Source organism: Psittacicella hinzii, from assembly GCF_003585935.1.
GTDB classification, from domain to species: domain Bacteria; phylum Pseudomonadota; class Gammaproteobacteria; order Enterobacterales; family Psittacicellaceae; genus Psittacicella; species Psittacicella hinzii.
The window spans coordinates 1-16535 of record NZ_NRJG01000007.1; the positions used below are offsets into that span (position 1 = coordinate 1).

The following is a 16535-nucleotide window of genomic DNA, read 5'->3' on the forward strand; positions in this document are numbered from 1 at the left end:
ATAGTAGGTATAGTAGGTATCTGCCAAATAATTACTACGCATGATTTGCCTTACCCCAAACTAAATTTTGTATTTCATTTGGGGAAAAGGACACTATAAAGGAAATAAGTAAGTAAAAAAATGGGTTATCTTTACCTTTACCCTAAGCAAGTCCCCAAGAACGATAAAAGTAACTTGGATCTAGCTGCCGTTGGCGAAAATTATAAAAATTCGTTAAAGCAGGATAAGTACTACCTACAGCTAAGAACTTATCTCGGAAAGCCTTACCAACTTGGGCATTTGTTACCTCTCCAGTTTGCCCAAATGCAGCATAGGCATCTGCGGCATAGGCTTCTGCCCATAGATAACTGTAATAACCAGCCGAGTAAGCACTATTATATGCTCCAGAAAAAAGATGCATAAACACACAAGGAAAATATGAAGTGTATGGACTTGAATCGGTAAAGACCAGATCGCTTACTTGTGCTTTGACTTGATTGTAGAGTTCAACCACTTCAACTTCTTTACTTGCCTTACTATCTAAACTATATAGCTGCATGTCAAAAATGCTCGGTTCTAAACGACGCAGCATAAATAGAGGACCGTGGAAAAACTCTTTAGCAGCTACAACTTTAGCAATCAGTTCTTCGGGTAATGGTTGTTTGATCAGTTCTTCGGGTAATGGTTGTTTGGTAACTAGATGTGAAGATAAAGCGCGTAATACTTCCGGTTCATAACACCAGTTCTCTTGCATTTGCGAAGGGATTTCTACAGCGTCCCATTCTACACTTAATGATCCTAAGGTATCTATAGGTACTGTTGAGAGGAGCACATGTAGAGCATGTCCCATTTCATGGAACAAGGTTACTAATTCAGTATGACTTAAAAGTGCAGGTTGTCCATTTACTGGAGGATTAAAATTACCATTAATGTAAGTCACAGGTAAGGAACGATACCCAACCCCATTCTCCAAGCCATAATTAGTTGAAACCGCAGGTTCACACCATGCTCCAGCTTTTTTCCCGACACGTGCATACATGTCTAAGTAAATACCACCAATCAGCTCTTGCCCACTATATACATCAAAATAATCAACACCCTCTGCATATACCGGTACTTCCGGACGCGCTACAAACGAAACTCCATACACACGCGTAAAGAGAGCAAACATTTGCTCGACTACATGCGGATAAGGAAAGTAAGAACGTAAGGCTTCATTATCTAGATCATATTTAGCTTGCGCATAGAGTTGTTGATAATACTCACGATCCCATGGTTCAAGCTTCTCTAAACCGTCGGTTTGATACGCAAAATCCTTTATGGCTTGGTAGACTTGAGTTGCTGCTGGAATTGTACGTTGACGTAAATCTTCTAAGAAGTCTAATACTTCTTGTGCACTAGTCGCTAAGCGATAACTTAAGTTATAAGCCGCAAAATGTTCATATCCTAATAAGCGAGCTTTAGTCATCTGTAATTCGTAAATACGATTTATAATCCGACGATTATCAAACTTACCTTCATTATCATCAAAATCCGTAGCTAGATGATTGATAGCTTTAAATACTAGTTCACGCAAAGCACGATTTTTACATTGCCCTAAAATCAAGCGTTGCACTGGAGGAGCTAAGGTTATGAGATATCCTTGAAGATTACGTTGTTTTGCAGCTTGGGCTAACATCTCTAAACCAGCTGGAGATAAGCCTACGAGTTCGTGCGGATCTGTGATTAATTTACTCCATGCTGCCTGACTATCAACACTATTATTAATAAATTGATTGTAGAGTTGTCCTAATTGCGTTTCTACTGCCTGTAATTGGGTAAAGGCTGGAGTACCAACAAGTTCTACTCCTTGTAATTTAAACTGTAAGAGAGCTAACTCTAAAGCGCGTTTTTGTGCAGGTGTATAACTAAGAGCTGCCGGAGAGCTTGCGAGCTGCTGATAGATCTTAAATAACTCTTGATCTGTGCCTAAAGCTAAAGCAAGAGCTCGATGTTCACTTTCTAAAGCATTGTAAGCTTGACGATATTCTGGAGTTGATAGTACATTAGCTAAGTGACTTGCAGGTTGATAGTGTAATTCTAAAAACTTTACCAACTGCGCTCGCTTAGCATCAAATACATCGTCAATAGTTGGATTATCTAGACTTTTTAGATGAGTAAGATACTCGGCATAAGCTTGTTTAGCTTGGGCTAATTGTCCGGCTAGATTTTCCGGACTAAATTGGGTGAAGTCTATAGCTGAAGCATATTTACTCATCTTGGCTCTCCATCATTGGTTTAATGATTATGTTGGGCAATAAATTTTTAGGTTTTAATTTAGTTTAGCATAAGCAAAATTAATTTTATTTATCCAACCAAGAAAAATTGTTTCATAAACTGAGGTAACTAACACCTAAAAACCGCGCGATAAAATTAACATTTACCACCTCCAAATAAGCCACAAACTTACATTTGCAAGAAATGAGTTTTTATTCTAAAATTTTTCTACAACGCAAAATTTTATGCTCCTTTTATGCTCAAGTGGTTTTTAGTTTGAAAAATTTGGTTTAATAATCTTAAGATTAGAATTTCAACTTGGCAAAAGTTTTGTTTAAAATAGCGTGTTTAAAAGGTAATTTTAATGAAAAATCTTATTTTGCTCGCTTGGCAAAACTCTCTAACTTTGATAGCATAAATATATAAGCAACGAAATAAATAATTTCTTTAAACCAGAGATTTTCGTTATGTACCGAATGTTAAGTTCTTTTGTCTTGGCTTAACAAAAGAACTAGGTTGTACTTAATTGCTTAAGTGCCAACTACACCGCTTTTCTTAGAAAACTCTAAGAAAACTTTCTTCATATTGAAGACAAGCCAAATCAAACATAAGTAACCTTTGTGGGATGATGAATTTCATCCCCTTTTTTTATGCGCTAAATACCATAAATGTGGTGTATCACTTTTTTTGTACTATCTTTCACAATTGAGCTGTACCCCAAATATACCATTTTAGTTAGTGCTAATTTGACTTACCATTTTGTCTTCTATTATTCATCATCTTGTATTGTCGACCAGACAAAAGTCACCACATATACACGTCTATTTAACAAAAATTATTTTTATTTATTTTTACTTGCAATAAAATTTAAAGCCTGTTAAGATAAATTTAAGCCGCAAAATAAATTATTTATGCTGCTCTTCAATTCTTACCTAAAGATTAATTTGTGACTTTAAGTGACAAAAAATCTTTTTCCGTTACGTTTTACCTATAAAAAGTCAGTTAATACGCCGATTTAAACTCTCGAAGTAAAACTAAACTTAGATAAAACTAAACTTAGCTTGTAAATATAGATTTTTGATTTATTAAGGACTAACTATGTGGCAAAAACTTGCTCGTCAAACTTGGCGCTTAACTACTTTAACTGCTTGCTTAAGTGCATTAACTTTATCTAGTCTTAGTGCCTATACTGCACAAGTACCTGCAGGTACTAAATTAGCAGCCAAACAAGAGTTAAACCTTTTACTCAATGCTACTCCGGCTACCATTGACCCTAACCTACTTAATGAAACCCAAGGTTATCAAGTGGTTTCTAATTTATTTGAAGGTCTAACGACTTTTGACGCTAAAGGGAAATTAATCCTAGCTGGCGCAACTTCATGGTCGGTTAGTGAAGATGGTTTAACTTGGACGTTTAAACTACGTCAAGATGCCAAGTTTTCAGATGGTAGTCCTGTTACGGCTAATGACTATGTAGCTGGTTGGCAACGCTTACAAGATCCTAAAACAGGTTCGGTTTATACCTACTATTTAACCGACTTAAAAGTTAAAAATGCTGATGCGGTGGCTGCTGGTAAATTACCTTCATCAGAATTAGGGGTTAAAGCAGTTGACGATTACACCTTACAAGTAAGTTTAGCTAGTCCAGTACCATGGTTCTTAGATGCTACGGCGCTAGTAGTACTAGCTCCGATCCCAAGTAAATTATTAGCTGCAGGTAAATGGCCTGACATTAATAATTACGTAGGTAATGGTGCATACAAGCTAGTTAAAGTAACTCTTGACAATAAAGAATGGAAGACTTATCTTGACGAACGTCGTCACGGACAATATCAATTCTTTGTTGCAGGTTGGAATCCTGCCTAATATGAACCATCGAATTACTATGGTTTATGGGTAAGTAATAATGCTTTAAATGACGCTAAGTTCAAGAATAAAGAATACGATAAACTTTTTGAGCAGCTCTACACTACTAAAACCGTAGAGCAACGCTTTGCCATCTACCAAAAATTAAATGATCTCATCGTTGATGGTGCTGGTGGTATTCCTCTATATAGTAGTACTTCTTATACTTACCTCAAACCTAATCTTTACGGTTACAACAACGACGCTTTAGTACGTCGTATACAAAATCTTTACTTTACTGCTGAATAAGCTCAAATCTAACTCCGTGTCTATTTACTAGGTAGACTAAGCAAACATTATTATCAAAGCCATAATCTATTAAACGATTTATGCAAATAATGATTTAGTAGTCTTGAAATCTTTTACCAAAGCAAAGCACCCCAGAAAATGAACTTATAAAGTTCAATTTCTGGGGTGTAATTTGAAATCATATACAAAACTACTATCTATTTTACACTAAGTTGTAGTGTTGGGTTAATGCTAATTTTAGTACTAGCTCTAAAATTAACATTAAGGCTTAGATCTTGCTAGTGCTTGAACTAGAACTAAGTATAAGGATAGGTATAAGTTGTTTAAGACTTTATTTGTTCAAATGCAAAATCGAGGGGGCAATTTTGCGTTTGCTTAAATATTTGCTTTGCCTGTAAATCTTTAGCAATCAGTTGCTCATAAGCGTCTTGAGCATCGGTCAGTAAGAAATAGAAAATATTGTAAGCTAGATTATGTGAACGTCTTAATACACAATCGACATATTCTTGGCTAGCGGTCACTGTTTGTTCGAGTAAGGATAAATAATTAGTTATTTTGGCTTGCTGTGCTAAAGAAATTAACGGCACTTGCAGAGGGAGTAAGTGACGTTTAATGTAAATTTGACGAATAGTTGCACTCGCTCCTATAGTTTCCCAGCGCTCTTTACTCAAATAGAAATAGTATAAAAACTGGTTACTAATTATCTTCTCGTTGTTATCTACCCAAATAAAGTGATTACTAAAATATTCATCACAAGCTAATTTAATAATCGGTTTACCAATTGTCCCTGATGCCGAAAGTAAAATACTGCCAGCACGAGGATAAACTGATTTTTTAAGTGAACTTACAAAAATCTGCTTAGCAATATAGTATTGTGGTGCTCGTCGCTCACTTGCTCCTATCCCACTAAAATCACTTAGATTATAGAAAGGAACATAATCATCAACACTCAAACCTCTAGGAATTTCGGTCACCATATGTGAACGATTAATGGCATTAAATCTATGCCCTGCACCAATTTGCTGTAAGGGGATAGCTTCATATTGCTGTTTCGGATTAACTAACTGAGCAATATCAGCAGGGATTGTTTGTTTACCTAAAGATTGGTTTTGTAGCAGAGCAAAAATGGTACGTAGCGTTTGCGTAAAACGGACTTTATTGGCTGCGTGTAATTTGGCAGCTTCTTGATCCACTTGCTCAAAACAACGCAGCAAGTTAACTATTTCTTGTTGATGTTGTTTCGCAATTAATGGGATTCTAATGTCATAAAGATCACGCGCATAGAGTGAATTAAGTGCAGTCCCTTGTCCTTTGACTACCGCTTGTTTCGACCAATTTATCGTTCTTAGATAGTAGTAAAGAAAGTCATTAATAATATATTTCTCATCATTATCAAAGTAAATAAAATTACTCGAATAGTAGATGTGTTTATTATCTGGCTCTGGATTATATCTTAAAACATGACCTACTGTACCTACGGCAGTAATAATTACGGCATTAGGTAAAGGTTTACGATGAGCAAGTTTGCGTTGATAGTAGTCTAGTGTTACATAAGAACAAGCTTTAGGATCTTGTTGCGTAAAATAACTAATTTTATATACAGGAACTAAAGATTGTTGTTTATTTTCTTGTGGCGTTTGTAAATGCTCTGAGGGAATCACCACAAAACGATGCGCAGCCATAATATCTTGTAGACGCACAAAATATCGCTGCTCTTGAAACGCAGGATGCTTAGCTAATTGCTGCATAAATTGCGTTGCTAATTCATCTTGCGCAATAGGGTTTTGTAAATTTTTCATGTATATATAGTCTAAATCAAATCGGCAATGGATAATTCAAGGTATAAAAGTACATAAGTACTAAAATTCTAATCTAAATTTACTTTAGGCATGTTCTACCAACAATAGAGATATGCGACTAGTTAGTTAAAACTAGCCGAAAGCTTAAAGTAAATTTTATAAAGTTAAAGTTATTGCTTAAATATAGCGCTTAAAATTAACTCTTAAGGGAGAGTATTTAAAATTTAGCACAGATTTAAAGATAAACCTTAAAACATCTAGTACTTATGGGTATTTTTAGATACAACGATTATATCGCAAATAGGAAAAAGTCTAAAATATCTAAAAGTAAAGGTTAATAAAAATTAGAGTGAAGAGTTTATTCGAGCTTGAACTGTGCTTGGACTGCGCTTGAGCTGTACTACAAACAACTTGTTTGCCGTTTTTATTGTAAATTTACGTTTCAGTTTTACCACTTTCTGAAAAAGCTATACAGTTTTATAAAACGAGAATTAGCCAAGCGTCGATAAATTCGTTTATATTTTGCCTCACAAAATATAAACTTTGTCAAGTAAAATGCAGCATTTTAGCAAAAATTGGTCTTAAATACACTAAAAGAGCCTAAATTTTTCTCAAAACTGCGACTAATGTCGCAGTTTTACGCTAAAGTCGCAAGCTTTTAATACGAACCGAGTATAATAAAATTGTAGGTCAGTTAGCAAAAAACTTTACTTTAATAGATATTTTTTATCTTGACCACTAAGGCAAACAACTATCACTATTTACTAGTGTCTCGCTAGATTGCCTTACTAAAAAAAACTCTCACCCTCTATTTACTAGAAGTTTTTCTTAACCGACAGGATAGTATATGCATATAGGCATTCGAAAAGAAACGCAAGCCCATGAAACGCGCGTTGCCATTACTCCTAGTGGGGTAGCAAGACTACTAAAACTAGGTTATCAAGTTCAGGTTGAAACCAATGCAGGTTTAGCTTCGGACTATACAGATGCGATGTACAAAGCTGCTGGTGCGACGATTGTTAACACCGAGCAAGTATATGCTTCTGATTTACTCTTAAGTGTTAATCCTTTAACCTTAGAGCAGATTGCTCTATGTAAAGCGCAAGCGACAATTGTTAGTTTTGTGCAACCGGCAACTAATGAAGCATTAGTTAATGCTTGTTTAAGTAAAAATATTACGCTTTTAGCTATGGATATGGTGCCGCGTATTAGTCGTGCACAAGCCATGGACGCATTATCGTCATTAGCGAATATTGCAGGTTATCGTGCAGTTATTGAAGCAAGTGCGCAATATGGTCGCTTCTTAAACGGACAAATTACAGCCGCAGGTAAAATTGCACCGGCTAAGGTTCTAGTTATTGGTGCTGGAGTAGCTGGTTTAGCAGCTATAGGTACAGCTAAAAACTTAGGTGCTCTAGTACGAGCTTTTGACGCACGTCCAGAAGTAAAAGAACAAGTTGAATCTATGGGAGCTAAATTCCTTACCATAGATCACGTTGAGCAACAAAAAACTAACGATGGTTATACACGCAGCACTTCAGAAGAGTTTAACCGTAAATCAGCCGAACTATATGCTGCGCAAGCTAAAGATGTAGATATTATTATCACTACAGCAGCTATCCCTGGCAAAAAAGCGCCAGTGTTATTAACTAAACAAATGGTTGATAGCATGAAACCTGGTTCAGTAATTGTAGATATTGCTGCAGCTACTGGTGGTAACTGTGAATATACTCAAGCGGATCAAGTAGTAACAACTGCAAACGGAGTTAAAGTTGTTGGTTACACTAATTACCAAGCCATGCTAGGTAATCAAGCTTCAGAGCTGTATAGTAATAACCTTTTAAACTTACTAGCTCTCTTAACGCCAGAGAAAAACGGTGAGCTTGTACTTGATCAAACTGATGTAATTGTACGTAATATGCTAGTAAGCCTTGCTATTAGTGATGCTGAACAAGCGCAATTTCTCTATCCACCGCCACCAATTAGTGTATCAGCGACTACGCAATCTAAACCTAAAGAACAAGCTACAACTAAACCAGCCGAAAACCCTAAAGTTGTTGTTAAACGTCGCTTAATTAAAACCGCAGCTCTAGCTGTAGCTTTCTTTGTGTACTTATATATCACTCGTTACTTACCAGCACAATTTACAGATAGCTTAAACGTGTTTGTACTTGCAAGTATTCTAGGTTATTTCTTAATCTGGAACGTACATAGTGCTCTACATACGCCATTAATGTCTCTAACCAATGCTCTTTCAGGCATTGTGGTTATTGGGGTAATTTATCAAGTGTGTAGTCCAGACACAACCGTAATCGCTAAACTCTTAGGTTTAGTTGGAGTCTTTATGGCTGGCTGTAATATTTTTGGAGGCTTTGCGGTTACGCAGCGCATGCTGAAAATGTTCATTAAAAAAGACGTACCAGCAAAAGGAGGTAAATAATGTTTACAAATAAATATCTCCTTGGTTTATTAGCAGCTGTAGCGCTAATTGTACTTTTTGTGCCATATAACCCAATTGCCATGTACTTAATGGCAGCAGTACTCATTATTGTTTCGGTAGTTCGCCTTTCGAAGCATGAAACTGCTTTTAGTGGTAATTTAATTGGCTTTATTGGGATTTTACTGGTTATTGTTACTGCCTTTTTTGAAACCACTTATTCAAAATGGTTAGTTGCTGCTATCTTCTTACTTGTAGCTTCGTTAATTTTAGGCTTTCATAAGGCCAAAACCGTTGCTATGACTGAAATCCCGCAACTTGTAGCAGTATTAAACTCAATTTCGGGCTTTGTGGCATGTATTATTGCCGTTAACGATTACAATAACCACAATTTCTTAAATGCAAGCGATCCAGCTGAACAACTAATCTTAAACAATATCCACTCAATTTTAATTGTGATTAGTTTAACTGTAGGTATCTTTACCTTTGTTGGTTCAATGATTGCCTTTGCTAAACTTTCTGGTTATAAAGTTTATCGTAAGCATTTTTCACACCCTCACTACATTAGTTTATTACTCTTAGTATTTTTACTAGTACTTGCAGTTTGGTATCTAAAATTAAATAGCTTATTCTTTGTGTTATTAATTTTAGTTGCTTCAGGGTTACTTGCTTATCACGTTGTTAGCTCAATTGGAGCAGCGGATATGCCAGTAGTAATTTCAGTACTTAACTCTTACTCTGGTTGGTCAACAGCTGCAACTGGTTTCTTACTCAATAGTAATATTCTAATTATTGTTGGAGCTTTAATCGGGGCTTCAGGTTCGATCCTTTCGTACATTATGTGTAAAGCTATGAACCGTAGTCTGATTAATGTGCTTGCTGGTGACTTTACTGTTACTACCGCAGCAGAAACTCCAGAAGGCACAATTAAAGAGTCTTCACCTGCAGATGTGGCGCAAATGCTGACTAACGCCCAAAGCGTAATTATTGCTCCAGGTTATGGTCTAGCAGTAGCACAAGCGCAATATCCAGTATCAGAGTTAGTTAATTTACTGCAAGCTAAAGGCATTAAAGTACGTTTTGCTATCCACCCTGTAGCAGGACGTCTTCCTGGACATATGAACGTACTCCTTGCTGAAGCAAATGTAGATTACGACATTGTTCTAGGCATGGACGAGATTAACGATGACTTTGAGCAAACAGATGTAGTACTAGTTATAGGTGCTAATGACACTGTTAACCCTGCTGCAGAAACTGATCCAAACAGTCCAATTGCAGGTATGCCAGTGTTAAAAGTTTGGAATGCGCAAAACGTTGTTGTGTTCAAACGTTCAATGGCTTCAGGCTATGCTGGAGTACCTAATCCATTATTCTATCGTGATAATGCGACTATGTGCTTTGGTGATGCCAAAGATACGCTCTTAAAAATTAATAGCGAAATCAATAAATAACTTTAATTTCATGTCTTCCTTTTGACAATCTATTTAAGGACAGCCCTAGGCTGTCCTTTTTTTATTTGGGGCTACCGCAACTGCTAAAAGCATGAGCAATGACACTACTGTTTCGGGCTAGCCATTCTCAGCTCAAACTCTTACCAAAACTAAGCGAATAATTATGGCTTTAAATGCATAATACTCCCTGATCTAACTAGCGCTAAACGCTTAATTTTCGGTATAATAGAGATAAAAAGAATTAACCGCACTTAACTCTTAGCAAAGTCAAAGCTCTAAGTACAAAAGCTCTTACTTTGCTAATTGGGAGATCTATGGAAGAAGGAGATAGCATCTTAATCGACTATTGGAAGCACCGCTGTCAGGTTGAGCTTTCCAACTTAGCGATTAAAGTATATAACTCTGAAAAATATCGTGATTTATTACGGCAAATGCCCGAGCCTGAAGTGCACTTTGATATAGTGTCGCGTAATACAGCAGGCTTTGCGCGTTTTCCTAATGAATTACACTTAAATTTACACTTTTTATTACGTGATAAAGAACAATTTGTAAATACGGTGGTTGGTCACGAGTTTGCGCACCTAATTATTTTCTACCTTGTAAAAAAAGGCTATCTACCTAAAAGCACACCAGGACATGGTAGGGCTTGGAAAGACATGATGCGCTTTTTAGGACTCGATCCGAATACTTACTACCACGAAGCACAAATTTCAGACGAAGACCTTAACCTCAATGGGTTACCTTCGCTGCGTAAGCAAGGTAATAAGTTTGCTTATACTTGTGACTGTGAGGGGATGATTCATACCCTAGGAGCAATCCGTCACAAACGAGCGCAAGCTAAAGGGGCACGTCGTGCTGTTTACAATTGTCGTAATTGTAAACAACCAATTAAATTTAGTCACGTAATCGAAGCAAGCGATAGCTAAGTTTATGGGCTATGCTCTTTTAGCTCTAAAGACTAGTTAGTACTTGGCTTAGTCTTAATATTAGTCTTAACTAAGTACAACCTCTTTTCCCTACTTAGTCACAACAATCTCACAATCTCCTTTTCTTTACGGAACACTATTTACCAACGGACTTTTTTAATGGCTTTAAATCACCAACAACTAGCTTACGTTCAATCTCCGCTTGAGAACTCGCTAGTATTAGCTGGAGCAGGAACTGGTAAAACCACTTCGTTTATTGAACGTCTAGCCTACTTAATGAATCAAGGTTTAGTTAATCCATTTAATATTTTTGCAACTTCATTTACCAATGCCGCAGCTAACGAAATTAAATTGCGTCTGCTACGCAAATTGCAAGAAACTAATCCTTTAATTACCGAACAACAAGTTAATCAATGTTACCTCGGGACATTCCACAGTTTATTTGGACGCATTTTACGTAATAACGTAAAACTCTTAGGTGACAATGATATTCGTCCTAATTTTACTAATCTTGATGAGTCAACCGCAGCAAGTAAAATAGGACAATTTATTAAAAATCGTAATCTAAAAGAGTTCTTTGAGAAGCAAGGTTTATCTAAAAATAAAGATATTCTTGGTTTAATTAACACTCTACGTGAAAGCTACTTTAGTGAGCAAATTTCGATGCATAACTTTATGACAGTTTATCTGCGTAAAGTTAAATCTATGGTAGCTGATGAGGGTGAAAGCCAAGATAGCTTTTTACAGCGCGTTGATCAAAGCAATGCACAAGAGGTTTACAAAAACTTCTTAGTTATTTACCAAGATTACGCTGATTATAAAGCGCTAAACAACGTAGTAGACTTTACTGATTACTTAGTAAAAACCTACTTTCTGCTAAAAAACAATCCGACTCTACTTGCTCGTTATCAACATCAATTTCGCTACATTATTGTCGATGAGTGTCAAGATATTAACTTAATTCAGTACAAACTAATTGAGTTACTCCATAATCCAGCTCTCAATTATGTAAGTATGATCGGTGATGACGATCAGGCGATTTACGGTTTCCGTGGTTCGTGTAGTGAACTAATCGAAAACTTCCAAGAGCAATTTAACGACGTAGTTACTTATAAGCTTGAGCTTAACTATCGTTGTGCACCAAACATTATTAATCTAGCTAACCAGATTATTAACTTAAATAAAACTAAAAACATTAAAACTCTGATCCCAGCCAAAGCGCAAAGCGAAAATCGTAAGGTTGAGTATTTAACTCTTTTTAAACCAGATTCGTGCTACCAAGCTATTGCTAATGATCTGTTAAAACATAAAGATTTTAAAGGTTCAGCAATTTTAGCTCGTACGAACAGTAGCTTAAAAATGCTGGAAATGACGCTGATTAATAATGAGATCCCTTATGAATTTAAAGCGTCAATTGAGTTTTTTGATCGTTTAGAAATTAAATACGTTCTAAGTGTTTTAAGTGTGGCTTTACTTGAAGATAATATTTCTTTTGAGTACTGTTTAAACAACTTAGTAAAAAATGTTGGTAGTAAGAGTATTGAGCTGATTATGCAACAAAGCGCAGCTCAAGGTATTAGCATGTACCGCATGGCACGCGAGCAAATCGATGCTATTTGGAAAAGTAAGAATACACTTGGTCGTAAAAACCTTGAACAATTTTTCGAGCGCATCGAGCAAGTGCGTCAAGCTTGCTACAACTCATCTCTTGAAGATGTGTTTGCTCGCATTATCGAAATTTTCGATCTTGATGAGTACTTTAAAGCCAAAAACGATAACTACGAAGGGCGCATGGAAAATCTTGCACGTCTAATTGAGGTAGGAAAAAACTTTATCCCCCAACTTATTGACGATCAACAAACGCAAGACAATGACAAAGAGAACTTACGCCAAATACATACCGGCAGTTTAAGTGATGCACAAGTTGGTAATCTGTTTATTCATTTAGTATTCTTACGTCAGTTCTTCTTAGATACTTCTTCATTAAATGACAAGGGCGAAGATGATGTAGGTAAAGTTACTTTATCTACCATTCACCGAGCTAAAGGTTTAGAGTGGAATAATGTTTACCTCGTAGACTTTAATAGTCGTACCATGCCTTCAGAAATGTCGCAAACGCGTGAAGAACTAGCTGAAGAACGTCGTCTGTTCTACGTAGCGATTACTCGTGCTAAAGAGAAACTCCAACTGTATTATTCAACTCAAGCCTATGCTTATAATAGTTTCCTAGATCATGTAGAACCATCAGAGTATAGTTACGAGTTTTTAGATAAAAAACTCAAAGACAGTTTAAATATCTATATCGAAACGCGCGGCGCACGTCCAGGCTTTGAACTCTTAGATATTGAAACCCAAAGAGTTAAAGAACTTAAACCTGCACAATATCCTGTAAGTTTGGCTTCAGCTAAAGGTATTAACCAACGAAGCAAAATCAATAATCATGGTTTAACTTCATCCTATAGTAAATCCTATAGTACGAATAGTAAAGCAAGTGCTTTTGATCCTTATTCCCGTGCGAGTACTAAAGAGAGTTCGAGCCGAGGTATGGGCTTTGGGGGTACTTATAATAAGGCGGGGGTAGGGTCTAGTTTTGGCTCAAGTTATGGAGCAAAAACCGGTAATAAACACTACGGCAATAGTTATAGCGATTACGATCATGAATATAGCAGTCGCGATGCTATGCCTGAAAGTGTGAAAAGCACTAACTCACAAGCTAAAGCTTTAGCTTATACTAAAAAATGGTTAGAGCAAGCTGCTAGTAGCCAAGCTTTAAACTTACCAGTAGTTCAAAATAATTTAGGGGATTTTGCTGAACTAGCACAAACTTATGAACTAACCGATATTAGTGAGTTTATGAACTTACCATTATCTTGTTTAGCAGTAAAACCTGCTTTAAATAAGTTAATCCCGCAATTTGCACACGAAATTGAACAAGCTGCGAATTTAAGTCTTGGACGTCTAATTTTTGCTTGTGGTTTTGCTGAACTAGATTCTTTTGTGCGTTGTGAAAAACTAAGCCTATTCTTTAAATCGGCTAAAAATATCTTTGCCTATATAGGTAAATTTAGTGTTAAACAAGAGTACTGCGAATACTTTGCGCAAAAACATAATGTGCCTGTAGATTACTCTGCTCCTCTGTACCAAGTATTTAAAGAAGAAACTAATCAAGACAAACTCATTAGTTTAATGGCTACAGGTTTAGGTAAAAATAACCGCAATCCTGATGATCAAAAGCTAGTTGATAGCTACTTAAGCATGAAACCCCATGATGAGTTTCTTACTAGAGTGACAGCTAAGCGCGATCAATTTCTAGCCCAACAAAACGCGCAAGCGAGTTCAGAATTTCTAGATAAGTCGGTTTTCCCTTTTGTCGAGCAAAATAAACCGCTTACTAATATTGATTTAGATCTAATCGATCAACAGTTTGTAAATCGTAGTGTAGCAGATAGTGGTGAACAACTGCTTGCTCAACATATCACTAAACAAAACTTACATCAATATACAGTCATGATTATTGGGCAGCATTCGTTTTTAACACGTGATGAGTTACTAGAAGAACTAGCCCAAACTAAAGCTCGTGAACTCAATAATATCAACGTTGCACAAATTGTTTTTGTAATAGGTAACGACTTCACGCAAAGCGAAAAATATCAGCTCGAAATTGCACAACAGCGCGATGATGTAATTTTACTCAACGAACAAGATTGGGAACGTATCTTTGCTTAAGATCCGCTTTTCTATCCTCAAATAAAGGGCAGATAGAACTTAGTTCTATCTGCCATTACTTCGGAGTACTCAACTTATGACGCAAAAAACTAAAACCATTCTGGTAACAGGTGGTCTAGGATTTATAGGTTCGCATACAGCCTTAGAACTAGTAGAACAAGGCTACGAAGTAGTAATTGTTGATAATTTATATAACAGTTACCCTGAAAGCGAAACTAACATTCGTCGTCTTTTAACCCCAGAACAAAACTTACGTTTACATGTAAACTTTTTAGATCTTTGCGATAAAAATGCTTTAAGCATTATTTTCCGTAATTATCAAATTTCGCAAGTAATTCACTTTGCGGCTTATAAAGCTGTGGGTGAAAGTTGTGCCGAACCAATTAAATACTATCGTAACAATCTAATTACTACTCTAAGTTTAGTCGAAACTATGCTAGAGCATAATTGTTATGATTTGGTTTATAGTTCGAGCATGACGGTTTATGGTGATACTCAAGAACCTCCTCATGCTGAAGATTCTATTGTCTATGGCGTAGTATCTAACCCTTATGCGCAAACTAAAGTCTTTAATGAAATAATTCTTAAAGATATCACGAATACTGCTAAACTAAGAGTGATTACTTTACGTTATGCTAATCCAGTAGCAGCTCATCCGTCAGGTAAGCTCGGAGAAGTATACCGTAAACCATTAAATGTGTTCCCTGCAATTTATGATACTTACTTAGGTAAGCAACCAATTTTAAAACTATTTGGTGATCAATATCCAACTAAAGATGGTACATGTGAACGTGACTACATTCACATTATGGATTTAGTTGAAGGGCATATTCTAACCCTAAATTATTTTGATCAACATCCAGAGTTAAAATTTGAATCTTTTAACTTATGTTCGGGCACACCTTACTCAGTAAAAGAAATCGTACAAGCATTTAATGAAGTTTCTGATCGCTTCATTCAGACTGAAATTGTTGAACCACGTCCAGGTGATCTAGCAACTAACTACGCTTGTCCGAAAAAAGCGCAACGTTTACTAGGTTTCACTACTAAACGCGACTTAAAACAAATGTGTATTGATAGTGTAAGATATTTACAATATCTTACACAAAAATAGCTAAGTCCAAACAGACTAGTTCATTTTATTGACAGCGTTAACTACTAATTTTTCTCCATTACTCATTTAAACCACTTGCCGATGTTTAAGCTCAAATACTTAAACTTGAGCAAGCGAGTTACTTTTTAATCCTTTTATCTCAACTTAGATCTCAACTTAATATCTGTGGAGTAAGATTTATGAAAATCTCACGTCTTTTAATTGTCCTTGGCATGCTTTTCTTTACGGGTCTAGCTCATGCTGAATACTACAAAGTATTCATTACGCGTGTAAGCAATGATCTATATCGCACTTCTGAAGGCATTTACATTCAAACTCAATACTGTTATCAATATGTATATGGGGAAAATGCAATCTTAAATTATTCGCAATATAATGCTTACGGTAATCAGTTAATTTTCCAAAATAACCAAACCTGCACCGTAAAAAGCGTGTTCCGTTAATTGTTGCAGCTTAAGCTTGTGGCTTAAGAAGGTATTATTGGTTTTAACATTACCCCTCTATGGCAATATCGTAAATACTATTAGCTAAGAAAGGAAAATTTAGATGATAAACCTTACTACGGCTCATGACCGCAAACGCAGCTATATAACTATTACCGCAAATCCAAAATTTTCTCAGTACTACAACAATTAGTAGTTAACGCATTAAGCCCCTAAAAACTAAAAGCTCATTTTAGTTTTTAGGGGCTTA

Annotated in this window: 9 protein-coding genes; 7 read left to right on the plus strand and 2 right to left on the minus strand. The window is 36.2% G+C overall.

Annotated elements, in window-relative coordinates; genetic code table 11:
• Positions 1 to 142 precede the first annotated feature (142 nt).
• A complete protein-coding gene (locus CKF58_RS00480; protein ID WP_119530030.1) occupies positions 143 to 2236 on the minus strand; it encodes a M3 family metallopeptidase in 2094 nt (697 codons plus the stop codon).
• 1097 nt (positions 2237 to 3333) lie between these two features.
• Between CKF58_RS00480 and CKF58_RS00485 the strand changes: the two genes are divergently transcribed.
• The gene (locus tag CKF58_RS00485; RefSeq protein WP_119530031.1) at positions 3334 to 4101 is read left to right on the plus strand and encodes an ABC transporter substrate-binding protein; all 768 of its coding nucleotides are present in this window, start codon (positions 3334 to 3336) and stop codon (positions 4099 to 4101) included.
• 611 nt (positions 4102 to 4712) lie between these two features.
• Here CKF58_RS00485 and CKF58_RS00490 read toward each other — a convergent pair.
• A complete protein-coding gene (locus tag CKF58_RS00490) occupies positions 4713 to 6188 on the minus strand; it encodes a restriction endonuclease subunit S (protein ID WP_119530032.1) in 1476 nt (491 codons plus the stop codon).
• A gap of 847 nt (positions 6189 to 7035) precedes the next feature.
• Between CKF58_RS00490 and CKF58_RS00495 the strand changes: the two genes are divergently transcribed.
• The 6 genes from CKF58_RS00495 to CKF58_RS00520 all read left to right on the plus strand — a co-directional run bounded on the left by CKF58_RS00495 (position 7036) and on the right by CKF58_RS00520 (position 16285).
• Positions 7036 to 8628: a Re/Si-specific NAD(P)(+) transhydrogenase subunit alpha gene (locus CKF58_RS00495; RefSeq protein ID WP_119530033.1), complete on the plus strand. Its 1593-nt coding sequence runs from the start codon at positions 7036 to 7038 to the stop codon at positions 8626 to 8628.
• Between the two features lie 80 nt (positions 8629 to 8708).
• A complete protein-coding gene (locus CKF58_RS00500) occupies positions 8709 to 10076 on the plus strand; it encodes an NAD(P)(+) transhydrogenase (Re/Si-specific) subunit beta (RefSeq protein WP_245959217.1) in 1368 nt (455 codons plus the stop codon).
• A 314-nt stretch (positions 10077 to 10390) separates the two neighbouring features.
• Positions 10391 to 11002 (plus strand): SprT family zinc-dependent metalloprotease, encoded by a 612-nt coding sequence (locus CKF58_RS00505; protein ID WP_119530035.1) that lies wholly within the window; start codon positions 10391 to 10393, stop codon positions 11000 to 11002.
• Between the two features lie 159 nt (positions 11003 to 11161).
• A complete protein-coding gene (locus CKF58_RS00510; RefSeq protein ID WP_119530036.1) occupies positions 11162 to 14728 on the plus strand; it encodes an ATP-dependent helicase in 3567 nt (1188 codons plus the stop codon).
• A gap of 76 nt (positions 14729 to 14804) precedes the next feature.
• Positions 14805 to 15842, plus strand: coding sequence for a UDP-glucose 4-epimerase GalE (gene galE / locus CKF58_RS00515; RefSeq protein WP_119530037.1), 1038 nt, complete (start codon positions 14805 to 14807; stop codon positions 15840 to 15842).
• Between the two features lie 179 nt (positions 15843 to 16021).
• A complete protein-coding gene (locus CKF58_RS00520; protein WP_222987624.1) occupies positions 16022 to 16285 on the plus strand; it encodes a hypothetical protein in 264 nt (87 codons plus the stop codon).
• Positions 16286 to 16535 lie beyond the last annotated feature (250 nt).

Excerpts from the sequence above, each read along its gene's own strand:
- CKF58_RS00480 (WP_119530030.1), bottom strand. The coding sequence starts at position 2,236 with ATGAGTAAATATGCTTCAGCTATAGACTTCACCCAATTTAGTCCGGAA.
- CKF58_RS00485 (WP_119530031.1), top strand. The coding sequence starts at position 3,334 with ATGTGGCAAAAACTTGCTCGTCAAACTTGGCGCTTAACTACTTTAACT.
- CKF58_RS00520 (WP_222987624.1), top strand. The coding sequence starts at position 16,022 with ATGAAAATCTCACGTCTTTTAATTGTCCTTGGCATGCTTTTCTTTACG.
- CKF58_RS00510 (WP_119530036.1), top strand. The coding sequence starts at position 11,162 with ATGGCTTTAAATCACCAACAACTAGCTTACGTTCAATCTCCGCTTGAG.
- CKF58_RS00490 (WP_119530032.1), bottom strand. The coding sequence starts at position 6,188 with ATGAAAAATTTACAAAACCCTATTGCGCAAGATGAATTAGCAACGCAA.
- galE (WP_119530037.1), top strand. The coding sequence starts at position 14,805 with ATGACGCAAAAAACTAAAACCATTCTGGTAACAGGTGGTCTAGGATTT.
- CKF58_RS00505 (WP_119530035.1), top strand. The coding sequence starts at position 10,391 with ATGGAAGAAGGAGATAGCATCTTAATCGACTATTGGAAGCACCGCTGT.
- CKF58_RS00500 (WP_245959217.1), top strand. The coding sequence starts at position 8,709 with ATGTACTTAATGGCAGCAGTACTCATTATTGTTTCGGTAGTTCGCCTT.
- CKF58_RS00495 (WP_119530033.1), top strand. The coding sequence starts at position 7,036 with ATGCATATAGGCATTCGAAAAGAAACGCAAGCCCATGAAACGCGCGTT.